Source organism: Pseudoalteromonas sp. 13-15, from assembly GCF_001468205.2.
GTDB lineage: Bacteria > Pseudomonadota > Gammaproteobacteria > Enterobacterales > Alteromonadaceae > Pseudoalteromonas > Pseudoalteromonas marina.
Genome location: NZ_CP019162.1, coordinates 1,523,281 through 1,544,256, shown reverse-complemented (window position 1 = coordinate 1,544,256; position 20,976 = coordinate 1,523,281). Strand labels below are relative to the sequence as shown.

Below are 20,976 nucleotides of genomic sequence, written 5' to 3'. Positions count from 1 at the left end.
GAAAGGGGGGTAAATAAAAATTACTTACCCATTAATGATGAATTTTTGTTGGGGGGGGTTATGAAAACTGCGCTTTGCGAAACAATAAATAGCTAAAAGGGACCAATAATAAAAAGTGGACGCCAATTAATATAGGGGTCTGCAACTGTAAAAATTGAGTAATAAATACCAGCAAACTTGCCCCACTCATTTGCATTGCACCAAGCAATGCTGAAGCTGTGCCCGCTTGTTTAGGAAACAGACTTAATGCTCTACCTGCTGCAGAGCCAAGAGTTAGCGCAAAACCAAATGCAGCCACAAACATGGGGATCATTAACGCCAAAGCTGATTTATATTGGCTAAACAGGAGCATAAGTAATCCCGAGCCAACCAATAGCAGTAACCCTATTTTTAAAGCGCGTTTGGGGTGGCGTTTAATGTACAGTGGCATAATAAAACTGGCAATAATGCTTAAAACGGCATTAAGTGAAAACCAAAATGTAAAATTAGCTACGCTTCCGCCAAGCTCAGTAATTATCCAGCCAGGTGCTAGGGTGACAAACACTAAAATAACCGACATAGTAACCATGCAAAGCAAGCTATTAAATAAAAATAGTGGCGTTGAAATAATAGGTATAAAGCGTCTTAAATCGAGAATATGCCCCTGATAAACGCTATCAGCTGGTCGTGTTTCTCTAAAAAAGAACAACGTAACAATAAAGCCTACCAATGCAAACCCAGTTAAAAATAAGAAGTTCATTTCCCAGCCAAACTTAACAGTTAACCAAGCACCTAAAATGGGCGCTAACGCAGGAATAAAGCACACAATGCCATTTAAGTAGGTAATAATTTGGCCGCTACGTTCGCTACCAAATTTATCTCTTACAATAGCGAAAGCGACAACAAATGTGGCGCATGCACCTAACCCTTGTAATGCACGAGCAGAAAGTAATACTTCAAATGAAGGGGCACAGTAAGCAAGTAACGCAGAGCCTGCATATAAGCTAATACCCACTAATGCGACAGGCTTTCGGCCAAATCTATCTGCTAATGGCCCTGCAATTAATTGACCTAGTCCAACGGTTAACATAAAAATGGCAACAGTTTGCTGCACTTGTTGCTCAGTCACTAAAAATTGCTCTGCTATGGTAGGAAAAGCGGGCAGATAAATATCAATAGCCATAGGGCAAAAAATAACGAGCAACGCTAAGATAAGTAATAAAGTTAGATTAGGTTTTGCGGGCTGTGTATGCATTGAGTCTCCTTTTTCGCGTATTTTAGGGGGGCACTCGTAAAAAAGAAAGGGCTTTTGGCCTATGCATACGTCGTCATTCGTATTTTTTGTTAAACACATAATAAAAGCAGTAATTAAAACGGCTTTTTTAAACTGGTCTGATGTGTTAGCGTTATTAAAGTAACTGTAACTGGATAATAAAAATGGCAAATCAATCACCACTAGTTAAAACGTGGCATAAATTTAAAAACTTACCCTTTGGCAATTGGCTTTTTACTAAAGCTGTTTGTTTTAAAGCACCTTACTTTGGCTCAATGAAGCCCTACGTATTAGATCTGCGGGAAGGGCACTGTAGTGCTGTTGTTAAAAATCGTCGTAGTGTTCATAACCACATTGGAACCATTCATGCAATTGCGCAGTGTAATTTGGCTGAGTTATGTGCAGGGGTGATGGTTGACGCGACTGTACCGGTAAAAACCCATCGTTGGATACCCAAGGGAATGACCGTACAATATTTGGCAAAGGTTGATACAGACGTTACGGCTATTGCTGAAATTGATTTTCCACGCCAGTGGATTGATAAAGAAGATTTAGTAGTACCAGTAAAGCTTTATAATACCCGCAACGAACTCGTGTTCACTGCAGATATTACAATGTATATTACTGAGAAAAAATAGCCTACCGCTCGCTTTTATCCGTGGCTTGTTTATTTACAAACGACAAGCCGCTGTCATCTTCTTCAATCAGTGTTTTAACTTCTTTTTCAATTGGTTCAGCAGTTAACTCTACCGTCTCTTTTTCAGTGCGTTGCTTTAAGTTGCCTTCAATTATAGCGCCAGCATCTATACTCAATGAATCATGAAATACGTCGCCATGAACGTGAGCACCACTTTGTATTTTTACTTCGCTTGCATTGATAGAACCAATAACAGTGCCTTTAACAACAATGCCTACTGCTTCAACAATTCCTTCAACTACACCGGAGGAGCCTATAACCAATTGCTCGGCTTTTATGTCGCCATCTATGCGACCATCAAGTTGAACCTCACCTTGGCTTATTAAAGTGCCAGTAAGGCGCACATCTTCAGAAATAATAGAGGGGGTATGATTAACCTTTCTTAGATTAGTACTTATTGATTTTTTTCTACCGAACACGAGAAAGCGCCTTTGTTATTTTTAGAGGATTGACTTGTTCGCCATTAACCAATACTTCGTAGTGTAAATGAGTGCTAGTACTTCTACCAGTGCTCCCCATTAAACCAATTACATCGTGCTTGGCAATGTGCTGGCCTTTTTTTACTTTTATTTTATTTAAATGGCCAAAGCGAGTTACTAAGCCATTTTTGTGTTCAAGTTCAATAAAGTTACCATATCCGCCATTACGCCCTGCACGAAGAACCACAGCGTCGGCCGGAGCAAAAATTTCGGTTTTGTGCCAACCCGCTAAGTCTACGCCCTTGTGAAATGCTCGGCGATTATTCATTGGGTCTTTGCGTAAGCCAAAGCTACTTGAAATATAATATTTTGCAGCGGGTAAGGGCAGGGTGTTAGGTAATTCAGTTAATAAATTTTCTAGATTATTTAACGCGACTAACTTATCAACTATAGCCAAAAAATGACCGGGTATATTTGTTTCATCGAATACATCAAACGGGCCACCTTGAGCAATATGCAAAGAGTTAATTGCTAGGTGTTCTTCCAAAGCGGCATCAAGGCCTGCGCCTTTAAGCATCGCTAAAATAGCGTTATGTCGTTCGTTTATTTTTTTGTCTAGGTAATTAAAGCTTTGTTCGTATTGATCGTTTAAATGTGCCAAACGCGCCTCAAAACTAATAGGCTTACCTAAATTAACTTGCTTAGCATTTGGGTCTTCATCTACTAAAGGTTCATGAAATTCGTTTTTATTTTCGTTAATAGGTGACTCAAGCTCTTCACCTAACTGAATAACGTCTTGGCTAATTGAAGCAGGTAAAGATTCGATCATACTTTGAAGTAGCGCTTGTTTTTGTTCAAGAGTTACTAGCTGTTTGAGTTGCTGTTCGTGAAGACGTTGTTGCTCGCTAACTTTTTGTTCCCATAGTGCTTGTTTGTTAAGCTGATTTTTTTCTATGTCAGAGATATGGTTAGTTTGTGTATATACACGAAAGCTAGAAATGCTCACCCATACAAGTGTTGCTAAAATAAGCACTATTGCAAAAAGTTGTAACCAAGGCGCTAAAACAACATGCTTAACCTCGCCATTTTGACGAATAAGGAGTTGGCGAGCTGGAAAAAGTTTTTTGTAAGACTTTATAAATACTGACATGGCATATAAACACTGGCTACTAACCGGAATAATGTATCAATCTGAGCTTAAAAAGCCAGAAAAAAATTGTAACTGTTCAAAAATTAATAAAAAAGGGCTGCTTTTAAAAGCAGCCCTTTCATTTAAGTATGTTTGATTGAGATTATTTTGCGGCTAAAACCGTGCTTTCAACTGAACCAAAACCAATACGCGCAAAGCCTTCTTTTTCACACCAGCCGCGCATGATAACGTTATCGCCATCTTCTAAAAAGCTGCGTTGCTCGCCATTGCTTAGCGTTATTTTTTCTTTACCGCCACGAGAAAGTTCAAGTAAAGAACCCGCTTCTTCATGTGTTGGGCCAGATTGCGTACCCGAACCCAGCATATCACCCGGCATAAAGTTACACCCGTTAACTGTGTGGTGAGTTACCATTTGAGCTACAGTCCAGTAAGAGTGCTTAAAGCTAGAGGTAGATACGCGGGTAGGAGAGTGCCCTTCGCTACGCATTTTTTCGGTTTGAATTTTTACATCCATTTGAATATCAAATGCACCTTGCTCGCGATTAGCGGCAGACTCAAGATATTCCATAGGTTGAGGATCGTTTTCATCACGAGTCCAACTTGTTCTGTACGGTGCGAGTGCTTCTGTTGTAACAATCCAAGGAGACACTGTTGATGCAAAGTTTTTCGCTAAAAACGGACCTAATGGTTGGTATTCCCAAGCTTGTAAGTCGCGGGCAGACCAGTCGTTAAATACACAAAAACCAAATACATGGTTTTCTGCATTTTCGATTGCAATTGCATCGCCTAGCGCATTTCCTTTACCTAAGTAAATGCCAAGCTCTAGCTCGTAATCAAGGCGTTTACATGGACCAAACGAGGGCACATCTGCATCGGGTGCTTTAGTTTGTCCTTTAGGACGGTGAAATGTTTGCCCAGACACATCAATAGATGAAGAGCGGCCATGGTAACCAATCGGTACCCATTTATAGTTTGGCAATAGTGGGTTATCAGGGCGAAATAAACTACCTACTGCTGTTGCATGATAAATAGAAGTGTAAAAATCGGTGTAGTCACCAATACGACATGGTAATGAAAATTCAATATCAGCTTGCGATATTAATACGCTCGCAATATCTTTTTGACAATCAGCGCCTTCGCGTAATGCTTTTGAAAGGGCTAAACGAAGTGCTGACCAATATTGCTGCCCTAAACCCATAAATGTATTTAGCGTTGACTCGCTCGCTGCATCGAGTGCTGTTTTAGCGTCGCCTGTAAATACATTTAGCTCATTTAGTTTTGCAAGGTCGATAACCTGATCACCTATCGCAACACCGCCACGAAATACTTCGTTAGTGCCTTTGCGACGAAACTCGGCAAATGGTAAGTTTTGAATAGGGAAGTCGCAATTTGCAACATTCGCTGACTCTACCCAGCTTGTTAAATTAATATCATGGGTTTCGTTAATTAGGCTCATTACATTTCCTTTGGTTTAACTGTATGGCAACAATGAAGTATTTATTTAAGCATACTTGCACTTTGAGCCATACATTTTAAATATTAAAACGACAAAAAGCAGCGAAGGTCGCTGCTTTTAATTTACTCAAAAAGATTATAAAACGCCGCGGCGCTCTTGATCGCGTTCAATTGATTCAAATAACGCTTGGAAATTACCTTCACCAAAACCGCCATCATCAACGCGTTGAATCATCTCTATAAAAATTGGGCCAAATAAGTTTTTAGAGAAAATTTGTAGTAGGTAACAATTTTCGCTTTGGCTATCAACCAGTATTTGGTGTTCGCGAATTTTGTCTTTGTCTTCTTTTACCCACGGCACACGGTCGAAAATGGTGTCGTAGTATTCAGGAATAATATCGAGCGTTGCAATAGTTGATTTATCTAGCTTGTCTAGCGAGCTAACTAAATCATCAGTTAAAAATGCTAAATGTTGAACGCCTGGGCCATTGTATTCACCTAAGTATTCGTCAATTTGGTTGTTGTCGTTGCCTTTACCTTCATTGATTGGAATTGAGAAGGTGCCACATGGAGATTTAAGCGCATATGAAATTAGCGCCGTTTTTTGACCTTTAATGTCAAAGTAACGTACTTCTGTAAAACCAAACACATCTTTATAAAAGTTTGCCCATGTTTCCATTGTGCCTTTATAAACATTATTAGTTAGGTGGTCGATGCGCTTAAAGCCTTTGTCTTCAACAACCGTTTGCGTTGCTAAATCTTCAAAGTCACTTTCATAAATGGTGCCTTTATCGCCAAATTGGTCAATAAAGTAAATTAGGCTGTCGCCAATACCGTAAATTGCAGGGTAAGGAAGGTTTTTGTGTGTAGAGTCGGTTGCAGGTTTTGCACCGCGCTCTACTGCAGTTTCAAATGCTTTTTGTGCATTTTCAACACGCCAACCCATTGAACAAATTGCAGGGCCATGGCTTTTAGCAAATTCGGCTGAAAAACCTTCACGCTCGTTGTTCAGTAAAAAGTGAATGTCGTTTTGATTGTAATAAACAATGTCTTTGCCTTTAAACTTTTTAAGCTTTGAAAAGCCAAAGTCAGTAAATACTTTGTCCATGTAATCTGCATCAGGCGTGGCGTATTCAGTAAATTCAATACCGACTAAACCTAAATAGTTAGTTACTTCACTCATTTTAATTACTCCCACAATGTAAGCACTGTGATTATTTGTTGTTGTGTTAATGGAAAGATAATTAACCAGAATTAGATTTAGGGGAAGAGCAGCCGGGTATTTAGTAATTGAGTGGTGTGTAAATTTTATAGGACGCTTGTGTCCAAGTTGTTTTGAGTCAATACAGTAGAAAATTTTCACGCTGTAAAAGTAAACAGTTTTAGTGGCTGTTTTTTGATTAAGTTTATGAATTATAGTAATAAAAAAGAGAGTTTAAGTAGCTAAACTCTCTTTTTTGAAGTGGTATGAAATAGGGTTGAGTGTAATTAATTGTTTACATTTTTGGCGCGTTCACCAAAAAACTTGCTACGCTGTTGTAACCACAAGTTTGGTTTTATTTCAGGCGCAGCTTGGTAATGGCGTTCAATGGTTTGATTAAGTACGCGTGTTGCTTGCTCGTAAGTGAGTTTTTGCTGCGCATTACCTAAGCTTTTTATTTCGTCGCGGCTCATTGCACGACCGGCATAAAGCATAGCATTTAAGTAGCCTGGCTCGGTTTCAAAGTTGTTATCATTAAACAGCAGTACTGCGTCTTTGAGTGCCCAGCGGTTGTTTATTTCTCCATCTTCCTTTACACCCACTAGTTCGCCATCTACGTACACTTCAAATACGCCATTGGTAGGTGCAGTATAAAATACTAAAGCGACACGATGCCAAGAGTCGGGTTGTGTATTGCCAAAATAGCCGCTGTCACTGGTTGATTTACCATAACCACCACTTGGGTCAATAAATATGTCGGCATCGTCGGTTAAGTAGTTAACGGTATCCGCTTGAACAACCGCACGGTAAATATCTTGGCCTTCTGCTGGCCAGTATAAATCCATTACAAGTGTGTAGTCTGAAACCATGCCATCAGCGGCATAATCGCCGTTAGCGGGTGTGTTTAAGTTAATATGTAGGCCTTCGGTTGGTGCATGCCTTGAAAATGCCATTACACCTGACGGCCCATCACTCAAATCACTAATGCCGAGTTCGGTAGTGGTTTTATATTGAGTTTCTTCTGGGCCCCAGTCTTTTTCTTCAGGATCGAAGTAACTGAGTACTGAAGGTCCAAAATCTGCTGTAAGTGGGCTTGCTGTATTATCAAAATTCCATACCGTTATGTTTTCTTCGTTTGTACATGAAAACAGTTGACTGTTGGTATCTAGGTATAAGCACTGGCTTGTTCTAAATCGGGCGTACTGATCTAGTAACCACCATGCTTCGGCAATGGGTTCTACGTTTAAAAATGTAACACCATTAAAAAATAATTCAGGATTAAGCGCTGCGCCTTTAAATAAAGCGACATCATAATTGCTGGTTGCTTGAATGTTTTCGGGTGTGAGTAAAAACCAGTCAGGTTGGCTTGCATACATAGATGTTAAGTCTGTACCTGTTACTGTCACTTTATATATTGCGTTAAAACCGGGTGTATTTGAAGGCTGTCTTTCTACGTAAAATGCTTCGTGAAAATCTTCTTGTGTGAGCGTGCCGGGTGTCCAACGCTTTTGAACCAGTTCGGGGTTTAAAAGTGCAGCTGTGATTGAACTTTCGTGTTGCGCGGCTAATGCTGTTATTTCGGCTAACTCAATTGCACTAGGGTAGTTTTCTGAAATAGCTATTTCGGTTTGTGCATCAGGCGCGTAACGGCCCATAATTTCATCAATGGCTTGCTTTGTTGGTTCATCACGTTCAGTAATAGTTTCAGTGGCAATCGTTTGATAGTTAACAACAGGTGATGTTTTATCAGCTAAATTAAACTCAAGTGTTAAGTCGGTTATCCCTTTTGCATAAAAGTCAGGTTGAATAACAATGGCGCCATTTTCTAGTGTATCAAAGCTTTCGCCGCCATGGGTATGGCCCCCTAATACTAAATCAATACCTGCAACGTCAGTTGCCATATCTGTGTCTAGGCCTACTCCTAGATGGCTTAGCATTACCATGTAATCAACATCATCACGGTATTGGTTTACAATGCTTTGTGCGACTTGTTGCCATTCCCAGCTCATTTTAAATTGTTTTATAAAATCTGGGATTGGATCGTCTTGCTGTGGCTCATCTAATTCATTCCATGGCACCGACGTCATGCCAAATACACCTAAGGTAACACAGCCCACTTGCACTTTTGCAAAGCTCACAGCGGCAAAATCTTGAAGTTGCTCCCCTTCATAGCGAGTGTTACTTGCAAGCACAATCGCTTTATCATCTTGCGAATAGCTCAGTAGCTTTTCTGGCCCCCATGCATAGTCGTGGTTTCCCACAACACGGATATCAAACTGCATCGCTTTAATGGCTTCTTCGGTTGCTGTACCTTGTGAAAGTTGCTCTGCTACCGTGCCTTTTTCATAATCGTCACCACCATTGGTAAATAGGGTATGTGGTGTTTGGTTGGCGACTTGATTGTAATAGGCTTTAATACGGCTAAAGTATTGTTCCTCATACCCAAAACGAGCATGTAAGTCTGCTACATGAACAAAGCGTATCGATTGCGTTGTTGCGCTCGCCTCACATGTTGGACCAATATCGGCGAATGCTTCTTTACGCTGCATTTGAATTGCATAAGTGCCGACTTGATTCACTTGTGCACTGACATAATCATCGCTTACGGTTGAGTTAGTAATCGTTTCCCACCTATTTAGGCCTAACTGTCTGGCTATGAATAATTGCCCACCGAGTACATAGTCTTCAGGTATTTTTATTCTAATAGTAAAGGAGTCTGAAAATGAAATGTCAGGGTCGGGTATAAGAGTGTGTAAATCAGAGATAATGTTTAACTGTGCGTTGGCATCATCTAGCGTCGTTTTCTCGTAAGTGATTTCGCTATTTGATGAAGCTATATTCGCAGGGATAATTAATTCAAAACCCCCGTTATCTAACGTTGAGTTTAAGCCGTTAGCAGCAGTTAAAGAAAGTAGGGTTGGCTCGGGTTCAACAGGATCGTTTGGATTAACCGTTACTGCATCACTCGCACCACCGCATGCACTTAACATAAAGAGCAAAAATGGTATTGCAGCTATTTTTAATAACTTGTCCAATAACATATACAGCAGTCCTCGGGTGTCTAATTTAACAATTTATTAATGCATAATATCAGTTAAAAGTATGGGAGCATAGCTGTATAAAAATGCCCCCATAACAATTATGGGGGCATTTTTTATTTGTTACTACATTTGGAATGTGCAGTAAATAATTATTAGTACAAAAGGATTAACTGAATTAGGTCTCTAATCCTTGTTTTTCCCATATTTTCGCTTTAAAGCTCATAAGCACTAAAACAATACCTACACCAATGCTAAATAATGCAATTTGTAAGTATAGGGTAGGGATTTCTTGAACGTTATTTGGATCAAAGTTACCTGCAAGTATGCCCGAGATAACATTACCAATAGAGTAAGTTAAAACAAACACACCCATTAACTGGCCCGTATAGCGACGAGGCGACAGTTTACTCACTGCACTTAATGCCACAGGGCTTAAACAAAGCTCACCCACTGTGTGTAAAAAGTACGTAGTAACCAACCAGTAAGGCGCTACTTTTAAGCCTTCTGCTGCATAATGTGCTGCCATAAACATGACTAAAAAGCCTGAGGCCATAATAATCAAGCCAAATGCACATTTTACGCTGTAAGTAGGCGATATCATTTTTTTAGATAGGTTTATCCAAAGCGCAGCAAAAAATGGCGATAAAACAATAATAAATATTGAATTTAAAGATTGAAACCACGTAGTTGGAATTTCAAAAGTACCAATAAGTCGGTCAGTGTAATCGCGGGCAAATAGGTTTAATGAAGAGCCAGCTTGCTCAAAACCAGACCAAAAACATGCAGAGGCAACACAGACTAAAAATAGTGCCCACATTCTTTGTTTTTCTTCGCCTGTTAATTTGCCTTTAAAATAAATAAGGCCAAAGTACACAAAGAATATAACAGTAAATATAACAGCTGTATAACCGGCTACAACTGAAGGGTTTATAATAATGGCACCCGTCATAGCGGCTATGGTAACACCCGCAACAACAGCCACAAACAAAGCGATAGCGCCCCAAGTACGTGAAGTGCCTTTAGCGCTTAATGGATTAGCAGGTAAAGCGCTGTGCTCTGGTAAGTTATTAAGGGTAAGTTTGTATTGTACTAAACCAATGGCCATACCAACAGCTGCTGCACCAAATGCCCAGTGCCAACCTACGTTCTCCATAAAGTAACCACATACGTAGTAGCCTATTAAAGAACCCAAGTTAATACCCATGTAATAAATAGCGTAACCGCCATCACGACGCTCATCAGCATCGCTGTACAACTGGCCTACCATTGCACTGATATTTGGCTTGAGTAAGCCCGTACCTGTTGCAACAAAAATTAAACCAATAAAAAATGAATATTCATGTGGAACGGCCAAAATAATGTGGCCACACATAATGATAATACCACCGTACCAAACCGCTTTTTGGCCGCCAAATAATCTATCCGCTAACCAACCGCCAGGTAAGCCTAAAAAGTATACCGCACCTGTGTACAAACCATAAATTGCAGCCGCTGATGCAACCGTAAAGCCAAGGCCTTCTTGTTGTAAGCTTGCTGTCATGAATAATACGAGCATAGCTCGCATACCGTAATAACTCATTCGTTCCCACATTTCAGTGAAGAACAATGTCGAAAGTCCTTTAGGGTGGCCAAACCAGCCACTATCTGGAGCTGAACTCATATTTACTTCCTAACTTAAAGAATTGTTGTGATGGCCTTATAATTTTTTGCTTTAGCTAAGTTAGCCTGTTTATAAGGTTAAAGTGCTCGACCACCAGTATATTATTTGTATCTAAGATAATGATTTGCTGTATGGCTATAACACCACAAGGTAAGAGACACACCCTTATCCTAGCTACAATTGCGCTCAAGTATACATATACCTCAAGGCGAGGGGAAGTACTGAGCGGTGTATCACCTTATGCTAAGTTAGAACTCAGCATAAGGGATAATAGGTGTACCCGGAAATTCGAGTGTCCCGTAGACAGGATTGAAGTAGTAACGGATATACAGTTGGCCAAAATTAGGTTCGTAAAAGTCAGAACGATCAATAGCTAAATAACCACCAAAGAACCAATGTGGGGTTATTCTGTATTCAAAGCTGCCTTCTAAGTTGTACGATACGCCCGCACTGGTATCTGAATCAAAGGCAGGATCTACACCGGTTTCAAGTTGGCGCGCAAAGGCCTCTGCTTGAAGGTCGGGATCATTAGGAAAAAAGTCGATGGCTTGCGTTTTAGTTTGTGAATACGACACGCCTGTTTTTACGCGGTATACAAAGTCATCACCCCATCGTGCATCGTAGGTCAAAGGAACCGATAACCCAATATAGTTCTGTGGGCTGTAGTAGCCGCCGTGGCCCCAGGTTTCTTCACTTAAATTAAATTTATAGGCCCAATGCAATAAACTTGCACCCACTGTAAATTCGCGGTCTTGATTGCTTATCACACGATAATAGGTGCCGCCCATCAAGCGGTAGCGCTGGTTATCTTTTACGTTTTGACCTTTATACAATGTAAAGTCAGCACTAGACCAAAATCCCCAATCGCCGCCTAAATCATGAGAAACATTAGCGGTTAAACCGGTTGAGCGAACACCCCCCCAAATTTTACCAGTATTAACGTCTTCAAGGCCTGCATAGGCGAGTACTGAGCTGGTTACTGGTCGTTTTTCTAACTCAAGGCTATAGCCAAAGTCACCAAAGTCGTCAGAGTAATTAACACCCCATACAATGTCTTCGATTAAAAAGCCCAGTGGTGTTGTGCCAATATCTACGCGCCAGTTTTCGTTTTGCCAACCAATACCAATATCAACGCCATCTTGCTCAGGACTTACTTCGTCAATACCACAGGTAAATATACACAAAGCGCCTTGTCCGTATCGACTGCCAGCAAATTGCTCGTCAAATCGTGTTGTTTGCGCGCTAATACTTGTAGGATCTATTTTTACAAAGCCTTGCCCCTGCCAAAGCGGAAAGTACGCTTCAATAGGGACTAAACCAGCGCCCAATGTAGCCTCACTTTCAGTACTTACTTGTCCGCTAAAATTTACACCAACAGCAATGTAGGCTTGGTTTTTGTTTTGTTGGCTGAGTAGTTCTCGTTTGGCACCGTTTATATACCACTCGTCGTTTTCATTAATGCGCGAAAGTGATGCGTAGAGTTCTTTTTCATTTAGTTGACGATTAGGTGAAAGCGTTTGTGCGTACCACGTTTGTGCTTGCTCTGTTTCATTAAAATTAGCAGCAACTTGCGCGCCTAAATAACGAAGCTCTAAATCATTAGGTGCTTTTTGAATAAGTTGCTCGGCTAAGTAAAGGGCATCACCTGCGTAATTAAAATCGTTTAACGATTCCATAATTTGACGCTGAAAATAACTTTCTTGCGTTGTACTTTGTTCAATGGCGAGCTGTGTGACCTCTTTTGCTTGGAAATCATCCCCAAGTGCTCTATAAGCTTTGGATATTGCCATTAAAGCTTGAGGTTCAATTAACTGATTATTTTTTAGTTTTTGTTCGTATAAAATAATCGCTGATTGGTTTTGATCAAGTGCTAAGTTTGCATTTATTAGCGCAGTTGTTGTTGCTGATGAACTTGGGTATTTTTGATCAAGCTGATTTAGCTTCGCAATAAGATCACTGCCACTAAAATACTCAGAATAATAGGCATTTTGTAATTGCACAAACTGATCTATTTCACTCTCAGAGGCATTTTCAGGAAGCCGATAACGATTAAACCAATCCGTAGTCTGAGCTTTATCACCCTGTGCTAAAAGCCATTCTCCATACAACATATGCCAATAGGCTGATAATGAGGGGTCTTCAGCTAATGCGTCACGCATGAGTTTTAAAGCGTGGTTTTGTTCTTCTATGCTAAACCAGCTTCGTGCTAGCTCCGCTTTCATTGGTGGCGTTAAATTTTGTGCTTCTAACGCACTTAAGTGATAAATAGCAGCCGCTTTATTTTGAGAATTAATAAAACGTTCGCTTTGTGCTAAAGACTCATTAAGTTGTAACTGTTGTTCAAGAGATACAATGTCAGCATCGCGAGATTTAAATGGAATATACTGAAGCGTAGCAAGCGCACCTTGGTAATCGTCTAAAGCACGCAAAAACAGTGCATGGCTATACCTAAGCTGTGAATTTAGCGGAAATTGCCACAATACATTATTAAACAATGAGCGGGCTTTGTCGGTGAGTCCTTTTTGTTGATATATAAACGCTAAGTCGTAATATAACCAAGGCTCTTCTGGTGTTGCTTGAATAGCCTCTTTTAATATTTTTTCAGCCTCTTCTAATTCACCAGCTTCAGTTAGCTTTGTTGCCTTAGTTCTATACACGCTACTTAATGAGCTTAAATATGACGCTCTTAATATTTCTTTTTGTGAAAATGAAAGTCGATTAAAAAAAGAGGTGAGCGTTTTTTCACTTTGTTCAAGCTTTGCAATTTCAAGTAAGCCAAATAGGGCGCCTTCGTTTAACGGCTCGCTTTTAAGCACCACTTGGTAGGTAAGCGCAGCTTGTGAATATAGCCCTTGGGCAAATTGTAAGGTGCCACGATTTGCCAGTACGGTACTAGGTTCTTCTTCTAATGCGGCGGCTAAATCGAGTTTTAGTTTAGCAACTCTAAATTCACTGCTATCTATAGCGTCTCTTGCTTGGCGAATATACAGCCAAAACTTAGCTGTTTTAGCCATGCTTTTAAGGGTATTTCGCTCTGCAAAGTCGGCAGTGTATTTTTGTGCACGTGTAAAATAATTATAGGCTTTACCATTTTCACCTAGTTGTAGGTAAAGTATGCCTAAGCTGTTCATGATTTCGCCGTCAGTAGGGCGGCCTTTTAAGGCTTTTAACAGAAGAGGTTCTGCTGCTTTTAACTTTTCTTGTTCGAGTAGCTTATTGCCTTTTAACCAGAGCTGATAAGCAGGGTCGGCTAATAATTTTTGGCGTGCTTTTAATTGCTTTTTAAAGTCTTGATACTGTAACTCTCCCTTATTACTAAACGGGTAAAGTATAAAGTATTGCTGAAATTGCTTGTCAGTATTACTGTTTATTGGCATGTTTTTTAATGCAGAGAGCCAAATACCTTCAACTTCATCACTAAAACCCGATGTAGATCCATACTTACTTAAAATACGCATAGCTGCTTTATCGCGTGGGTTACGTCTTAGTAAATGTCTGGCATAAGCAACTTCTATAGTGCCTAGGTTGTCATAGCGTTTTAATAATTGTTTGTAACCATTTTTAACCCCTTGCCATTGAGCGCTGTCCTGGGCATACCAGCTTAAATGCTCAAGCTCAAAGTTTAAAGTAGGATAAACATCATTAAATATTTTATTGTAAATTTGACGTGCTTGTTCATACCTGCCGGCACGAGCAAGCAGCTTTGCTTTTTGAATTACTGCCTTGTCTTTACCTTGAATACGAGACATAACCTTGAGTTTTTTTACGCAAGGTGTTTGTTGTGTTAGTTGGTTATCAAGCTTACTTAATAACAAGTTTGCTTGGTCTGTATTGCCATTCGTAAAGTCGTAATGTGCAAGCGCACATTGCGTTTCTATTCGGGTAGGGGCAATTGCAACCAATTTTTGCAGGCTATCTTCAACAAGTCTTTTGTTTTGTTGTGCTTCACCAATACTAATTTGGTTTAATAACCAATCAACCGATTGTGTATCAATATCATTTATTGTTGCGGCATTTAAATTAGTGCTTAGTGCCAATGTACAAGCTAAGGCCAACCTTAACGACATTCAGTGCTCCAAGTAGGTTGTAGCGTTCCATCAGCCGTTATTTTAAAGCGCTTGTTTACAGCACTTTCACCAAATAAATGTAATACACTGTCGTAATAACGTGTTTGCGTAAAAGACTTATCAATCATTAGCTTTTGCTGAATGGCCATTACTAGCTCATCATTACCTTGCTCTGCTAACAAAGGCAACAGGGCAGCGTTAAAGCCCAAAGGTCCTCTTTTTTCAGATTTACCTGATTGAGCGTACGTATTTAAAGGAACATGGCCACGCTCTTCAATAGTGTCCACAAATGGTGCAAACTGAGCAAGAAGCTCTTGTTTGTAAGGTGCATCTTTTGCCATCATACTTGCCCAAAGGTAAACACGAATTGCATTATAACTACCTAAATCTGTATTTTTTCTGTCGTAGTAAAAACCACGGTTTGAATCAAACATAACCCAATCAGGGCTAACGCCTTGCTGTGCGGTATCTAAAATTAGCTTAGCTGATCCTTCGTGCAGTTGGTGCCACGGTGAATGTGGATAAAGCTTTTTAAATTGCTGGTAAATAAATAACGGCGAGTAGCTAGGATTTAGCTTATAGCGCTCATTGTCAAACTCAAAACCGGCAGGTGCGGGGAGTAAAGACAGGCCAAGGCCCGTTATGTAGGCGGTTTCTTCTCTGATTATACGTTGAGCAAGCACTGCGGCTAAAATACTATAGCGGCGTTCATCCCATAAAATTGCCGCTTGCGATAAACTGTAGGCAATCCATAGGTCTGAATCTGACGCAGGGTTTGAATCTAAAATCCCCCCTACGCGGTTTTTATCTAGTCCCCATTTCCATGCTGGTAAACGCGTACTTAAATCGCCCTCTGATAAATGCTCTTGGGTCCAATTTAAAACAGAATCAAAAGCGGCTTTATCGTTGGCAATAAGCGCAAAAAATAGTGCATATGATTGGCCTTCAGAGGTTGTGATGCTTTGATCACTGCCCAAGTCAATAACGCGGCCGTCTTGGCTTATAAAATGATTTTTAAACACTTGCCACGACTGCCAAGGTTCGCACTGTTCAACTTGTGCGTTGGCATTGAAAGCAAATAGTGCCATCACAGTAAAAAACATATTAACGAGTGATTTCATTATTCGTCTCCTTCAGCTAAACGCTTGTAAGTTAGTGCTTGTAATAATCGCCATAAGATAAATGAGATCAGCAATAGCGTTAAAATAGACAGTAATGCCAAAATAAATGGATGATCAGATAAGTGAAACCACACTAATGTATGGACTGGGATATGGCCTACAAAGTATTGCTCATCTACTTGAATGGTTTTAATACCCTGTGAGTTGATAATGGCTGCACTACCTTTTACTTGAGCTAATTTTTCTGAGCTCATTAGAACATCGTCAAGTATAGTAAATGCATTTTGCGTCGTAGCACTCAACGAGACGATAGAGCGGTCTGAGTCAAACGGTGATTGAAACCCTGTTATAACAGCCATATCGCCACTACTTTTAATACTAACCTCTACTTTATCGGTCGTTTGTTCGTCGTATGCACCATTATAAATTGCTTGTTTAATTGCGCGCTGATTATTGTTAAGCAAAACATTTGTTTGTGCATCTTCATCTAAGTCATTAGCAATACTGTTAGGTTTAGCAATAACGAGTATGTCTTTATCATCTAAATCAGCGTCCTCATTTAAATGAGCAACACTCATTCTATGGGTTGGGTAACCGGTGATCGCGCCAAAGTGACCCGTTAAGTTAAATAAAACGGTTAAAGCATTTGGTGTTGGGTTTTCATCAATAAGCACAAGTGTTTGTTGTAAATCAGCATATTTGGTAAAAGGAAAGCCACTATTAGCAAATACGTTCAGATCTGGTAGTGCGATGTAGTGATCAAATTCACTTACGTCAATGCTTGAATCGCCATCAATAACACCAAACTCACCGCCAGGAGGTGCAACAGCACATTCACCTTTTTTGAGTACACCAAATCTAAAGTCAAAGTTAAGCTCATTTCTGTTAGCTAAATTAATGCCATTGACAGAAAAGCCTTCTGTGCTTTGTGTGGTGTCGGTATTGGCAACTAGTGGCAACAAAGCTTGCGTTGTTTGTAATAAATCGTTGTTTTTATCGAGTAAAAAGCCACTTATAAACTCTTGGTTTATTAGCATATTTAAACGAGAGTCGATAGCTTCTGATTCTGGCGTGCTACGGTACTGAAGAGTAATAGGTATTCCTCTTTCACGCCACGTGAATAGATCAGGTGCAAAGCGAATGTTTAGTTTTACTGGACCATTATTAAGACCTTGCGCCTGTAGTTGCGTAGGGTAGTCAATAAGCTCGTCAAAATGCACTGGACGATCGCTTCTAAGCCAGCGTGGTGCATCATACGCTTTTCGAAGTGGCAACTGATTTATGGCTTCAATACTTGCGCTTCTTCCAGTCATTACTTTGTGGCCAAACGCAAGGCCAGTCACCGCTGTTTTTAAATCAGCTTCATCACGGCCCAGTATGAGTAACATTTTATAGTAACGATTAAATGGGTTTGAAATGATTTCAATCGTTGGTTTTTCAACATCTGGGTAATCTTTCAAAAAATCAGGTTTTGAATCATTAGTAATAAAAACCACACTGTGTTGATCAGGCGATTTATTTAACGTTACGGGAAAATTAAATCCACGCCAATCAGCTTGGGCTCCAAACCAACTCGATAGCGTTGCTGCTGCCTCAATAGCTTGGGTATTGGGTGTTTTAGCAAATACAAATGGAAGGTTAAGCTTGTTGTAATCCTTTTCATCAAAAAACGGCTCTGGGAGGTATTCTAAACGGCTATCGATAGCGAGTTGCTTTTGATCGAGCGTTATGTTGCTTGATTTATTTATTTCTGTCCAAATAGTACGGCTGAAGTAGTCTTGACATCTAAGGTCGTAATAACCAACCAATTCAAAGCGGACTTGGTTGTAATCTTGAATGTATTTAGCATTAAGATCGAGGCTATGCTGCACTGTGTTCTTTACAATACTAAGTTGTTCGTTAATAGGTAAAACAGTGACTAAATTATCATTAAAGTATACTTTTAAGTGCGAAACATTCGCGATTAATGAAGGCGAGTTAGTATACGAAAAGTTAAGCTTTAAATTGGTGCTCAATTTATCTATTCGGTTTGTAAAGTCAACGCGGGAGTTATTATTTACCCCGTTGAGCCTAAAACCTGTAAAGCCTAACGCTTCAAACTCTAAGCGTAAACTCGACACCTGAGCGCTCTCAGGGTATCCATTAATGAACATTGATTTATTTTGTAATGGCTCAATTGCATGCGCAAAGTAAGCGCAACAAATAAGCGACAATGTTAGGGATATATTAAGCAACTTTTTAATCATAATTATTATGCACTATTGGTCTTTTTGGAGTAAATGAGTTTACGTATACAACTAAATTAGTCATAAACTGAATGATAGGTTGAAGCACTCTTGGTGCGTGGAAGAGCAAGTTACTAAACCCTCTGAGGCTTGTTTTTTGCACTTCTTTAAAACTGTAAGATGGGCGGTCGTGTCTAAAGTTATTTTGCCAGTCAAGCCACGCATCAGCTCGTGAAAATGTACATTGTATAAACGCGCGCTGTTTTTCAAGAGATAAATCTTTAATGGTTAAGCCAATTTGATTACCCCGAGTATTACAAACATGGGTAGTAAACGAAAATTGCTTATTACCGCGGCTCATTAATAATTCTATTTTATCGTTTACGCGACAAGCATGTGCGTGGTCGGTTTCTATTCCTACGCCGTTATCGGAGTAATCTGTAATTTTTACTTTTAATGTGTGGCCATTTGCTAAACGAACTCCCGCTGGGAAGTTTGCTTTAATGCGGTGTGAATGCCTCACTTGGCGTGCTTCTGCTGCCACTGCAACCGCAGCACCCAAAATGATAATATTATAAAGCGCCCACCCCATACTAATCAGCAGTACACCAACTTGCGTAGGGTCGCCAAAAAACAGGCGCAAAATACCAACTAACATACCGACTAAATTAATAGCGAGTAAAACCAAATATGGCTTAGAAATACCCCAGTCATAATGCTCTTTATCGTTTAATCCACCTTTTTCGGTAACGTTAAATTTACCTTTATTTGGATTAAACAAAGCAACTGTTGTTGGCTTTAATATGTACCAAGCAAGCACAGATTCGTAAACTTCGCCCCAAAACGAATAGCGATACTTACCTTGTATTCGTGAGTTAGTTGCTTTTATTTGAATAAGTGTAGGTACAACGTAGATAAAAATAGCTAAAAATGGCGCGTAAATAATGTATGCATTAAAGTATATAAGTGCCAGGGGCGCGGTTAAAAATACAATGCGCGGAATACCTGAGAGAAAATGCAGCATAGCATTTAAGTAACAAAGTCGCTGAGGGATGTTCAAGCCTTTGCCTAACAGCGGGTTATCGAGCCTAAATATTTGCGCCATGCCCCGTGCCCAACGAATTCGCTGGCCAATATGAGCCGATAAACTGTCAGTGGCAAGGCCAGCAGCTTGAGGAATATTTATATAGGCAGTTTTATAACCTGCGCGTTGCATTCGCAGTGCAGTATGAGCATCCTCGGTGACGGTTTCAAAAGCAAAGCCACCTATTTCATCAAGCGCTTCTCTTTTGAGTACCGCACACGAACCACAAAAGAACGTAGCATCCCACATATCGTTTCCATCTTGAATAAGCCCGTAAAACAACATGTTTTCATTTGGAATTTGACTGTGGTTATTTAAGTTTCTCTCAAATGGATCTGCTGAGAAAAAATGATGTGGTGTTTGTACTAAACACACTTTACTGTCTTTTAAAAACTGTCCCATAGTCATTTGCAAAAACGAACGAGCAGGTACGTGGTCGCAATCAAAAATGGCAATATAATCACCATCTGTGTAGCGCATAGCACTATTCATATTTCCGGCTTTTGCATGGTTATTATCTGGTCTTGTTAAATAACCCGCACCCACTTGTTTAGCAAATTCACCAAACTCAGGACGTTTACCATCATCTAAAATATAGACTTTTAGTTTATCTGCTGGCCAATCTATGCTTAATGCGGCAAGGGTAGTCGGCCTTACAACACTTAAAGGTTCATTGTAAGTAGGAATGTAAATATCTACCGTTGGCCATAGGTCAGTATTTTTTGGCAACATGACAGGTTTTCTTTCAAGTGGATTAATGGTTTGAAAAAAACCTAAAATAAGCACCATCCAAGCGTATGTTTCTGCTAGTAACAAGCCTGCACCTAATGTAAGTGCTAAAGGGTCATCCCAATTAAGTGTTTCAGTATATCGCCACCACAAGTATCGCGAAGATGTAGTGACGGATAAGGTGATCATTACAATCGTGGCCATATGGCCTTTTACGCGTTTGAGCGCGTAAGCAACCAGTAAAATAAAGCTAATAAACACCGCTTGCGCTTCAAGGCTAAAGGGAATAGTAACAAATATGGCAAGCAGGAATAATATCAGTGCAACAACAATGTATTTAATAAGTTTGTTCTGCCAAATACGAGCGTCGGCCATTGTTTTAAAAGCACTTTTTTTAGGCTTGTTGTTTTTGGAAAAAAGGCGCCTTATTAATCGGCCTAATTTAAGGTCGTACCAACGCAGTTGCCTTAGGCTGTAACTGACCCCATCATAAAAGTAATTTACAGCATGCTTTTTTATAGACACTGATTTTTTTCTGGGTTTATGAGCAGCAAAAAGCAAAAATATGCTCTGAATAACAAAGCGTATAATATTAGAATAGATATAAGTTCTGTATGGCAACCTTAAGTGTGGGTAATAGTTATATAACGCTAACTCAAAGTTTTCTTTGTTCTTTTTTATATTTACAAATAATGAACCGAACAAAGTTATAAAGGGCATTAAAAAGGCTTCAATTACATTTACTTTGTGCTGATTAAAGTAACTATGAAATTTAAATAAAATGTAACGCACAAGTTTATCAGTGAATAATATACTCAATAGAATATACAATGTACTGTGTATGGGCCTTTTGTAAAAAAGAGTAAAGCTCATCG

General features: G+C 39.8%; 12 protein-coding genes. 1 reads left to right on the top strand and 11 read right to left on the bottom strand.

Annotated features, from left to right (window positions below; translation table 11 throughout):
- Positions 1-58: 58 nt before the first annotated feature.
- Complete coding sequence (locus ATS72_RS07175) at positions 59-1,234, bottom strand: multidrug effflux MFS transporter (RefSeq protein WP_058429611.1); 1,176 nt, start codon at positions 1,232-1,234, stop codon at positions 59-61.
- A gap of 182 nt (positions 1,235-1,416) precedes the next feature.
- On the opposite strand from ATS72_RS07175, the gene ATS72_RS07170 reads away from it, so the two are divergent.
- Positions 1,417-1,890 carry a hotdog fold domain-containing protein gene (locus tag ATS72_RS07170; RefSeq protein ID WP_058429556.1) on the top strand — a complete coding sequence of 158 codons (474 nt, stop codon included), beginning with the start codon at positions 1,417-1,419 and terminating at the stop codon, positions 1,888-1,890.
- Position 1,891: 1 nt separating this feature from the next.
- Here the strand turns inward: ATS72_RS07170 and ATS72_RS07165 are convergent, their stop codons facing one another.
- From ATS72_RS07165 to bcsA, 10 genes are all read right to left on the bottom strand, one after another.
- The gene (locus tag ATS72_RS07165) at positions 1,892-2,368 is read right to left on the bottom strand and encodes a bactofilin family protein (protein WP_058429555.1); all 477 of its coding nucleotides are present in this window, start codon (positions 2,366-2,368) and stop codon (positions 1,892-1,894) included.
- Positions 2,358-3,518, bottom strand: coding sequence for a peptidoglycan DD-metalloendopeptidase family protein (locus ATS72_RS07160; protein ID WP_058429554.1), 1,161 nt, complete (start codon positions 3,516-3,518; stop codon positions 2,358-2,360). The genes ATS72_RS07165 and ATS72_RS07160 overlap by 11 nt, the downstream gene beginning before the upstream one ends.
- A 142-nt stretch (positions 3,519-3,660) precedes the next feature.
- On the bottom strand, positions 3,661-4,974 hold the full coding sequence (fahA, locus tag ATS72_RS07155) for a fumarylacetoacetase (protein ID WP_058429553.1): 1,314 nt from the start codon (positions 4,972-4,974) through the stop codon (positions 3,661-3,663).
- A gap of 135 nt (positions 4,975-5,109) precedes the next feature.
- On the bottom strand, positions 5,110-6,156 hold the full coding sequence (gene hppD / locus ATS72_RS07150) for a 4-hydroxyphenylpyruvate dioxygenase (protein ID WP_058429552.1): 1,047 nt from the start codon (positions 6,154-6,156) through the stop codon (positions 5,110-5,112).
- 305 nt (positions 6,157-6,461) lie between these two features.
- Positions 6,462-9,215 carry a metallophosphoesterase gene (locus tag ATS72_RS07145; protein ID WP_058429551.1) on the bottom strand — a complete coding sequence of 918 codons (2,754 nt, stop codon included), beginning with the start codon at positions 9,213-9,215 and terminating at the stop codon, positions 6,462-6,464.
- Positions 9,216-9,390: 175 nt separating this feature from the next.
- Positions 9,391-10,875, bottom strand: a complete 1,485-nt coding sequence (locus tag ATS72_RS07140) for a peptide MFS transporter (protein ID WP_039037791.1) — start codon at positions 10,873-10,875, stop codon at positions 9,391-9,393.
- A gap of 248 nt (positions 10,876-11,123) precedes the next feature.
- Positions 11,124-14,942 (bottom strand): cellulose synthase subunit BcsC-related outer membrane protein, encoded by a 3,819-nt coding sequence (locus ATS72_RS07135; RefSeq protein ID WP_058429550.1) that lies wholly within the window; start codon positions 14,940-14,942, stop codon positions 11,124-11,126.
- Positions 14,933-16,063: a cellulose synthase complex periplasmic endoglucanase BcsZ gene (bcsZ, locus tag ATS72_RS07130; RefSeq protein WP_058429549.1), complete on the bottom strand. Its 1,131-nt coding sequence runs from the start codon at positions 16,061-16,063 to the stop codon at positions 14,933-14,935. The genes ATS72_RS07135 and bcsZ overlap by 10 nt, the downstream gene beginning before the upstream one ends.
- Positions 16,063-18,309, bottom strand: coding sequence for a cellulose biosynthesis cyclic di-GMP-binding regulatory protein BcsB (gene bcsB / locus ATS72_RS07125; protein WP_058429548.1), 2,247 nt, complete (start codon positions 18,307-18,309; stop codon positions 16,063-16,065). The genes bcsZ and bcsB overlap by 1 nt, the downstream gene beginning before the upstream one ends.
- Positions 18,302-20,974, bottom strand: a complete 2,673-nt coding sequence (gene bcsA / locus ATS72_RS07120; protein ID WP_058429547.1) for a UDP-forming cellulose synthase catalytic subunit — start codon at positions 20,972-20,974, stop codon at positions 18,302-18,304. The genes bcsB and bcsA overlap by 8 nt, the downstream gene beginning before the upstream one ends.
- Positions 20,975-20,976: the final 2 nt, after the last annotated feature.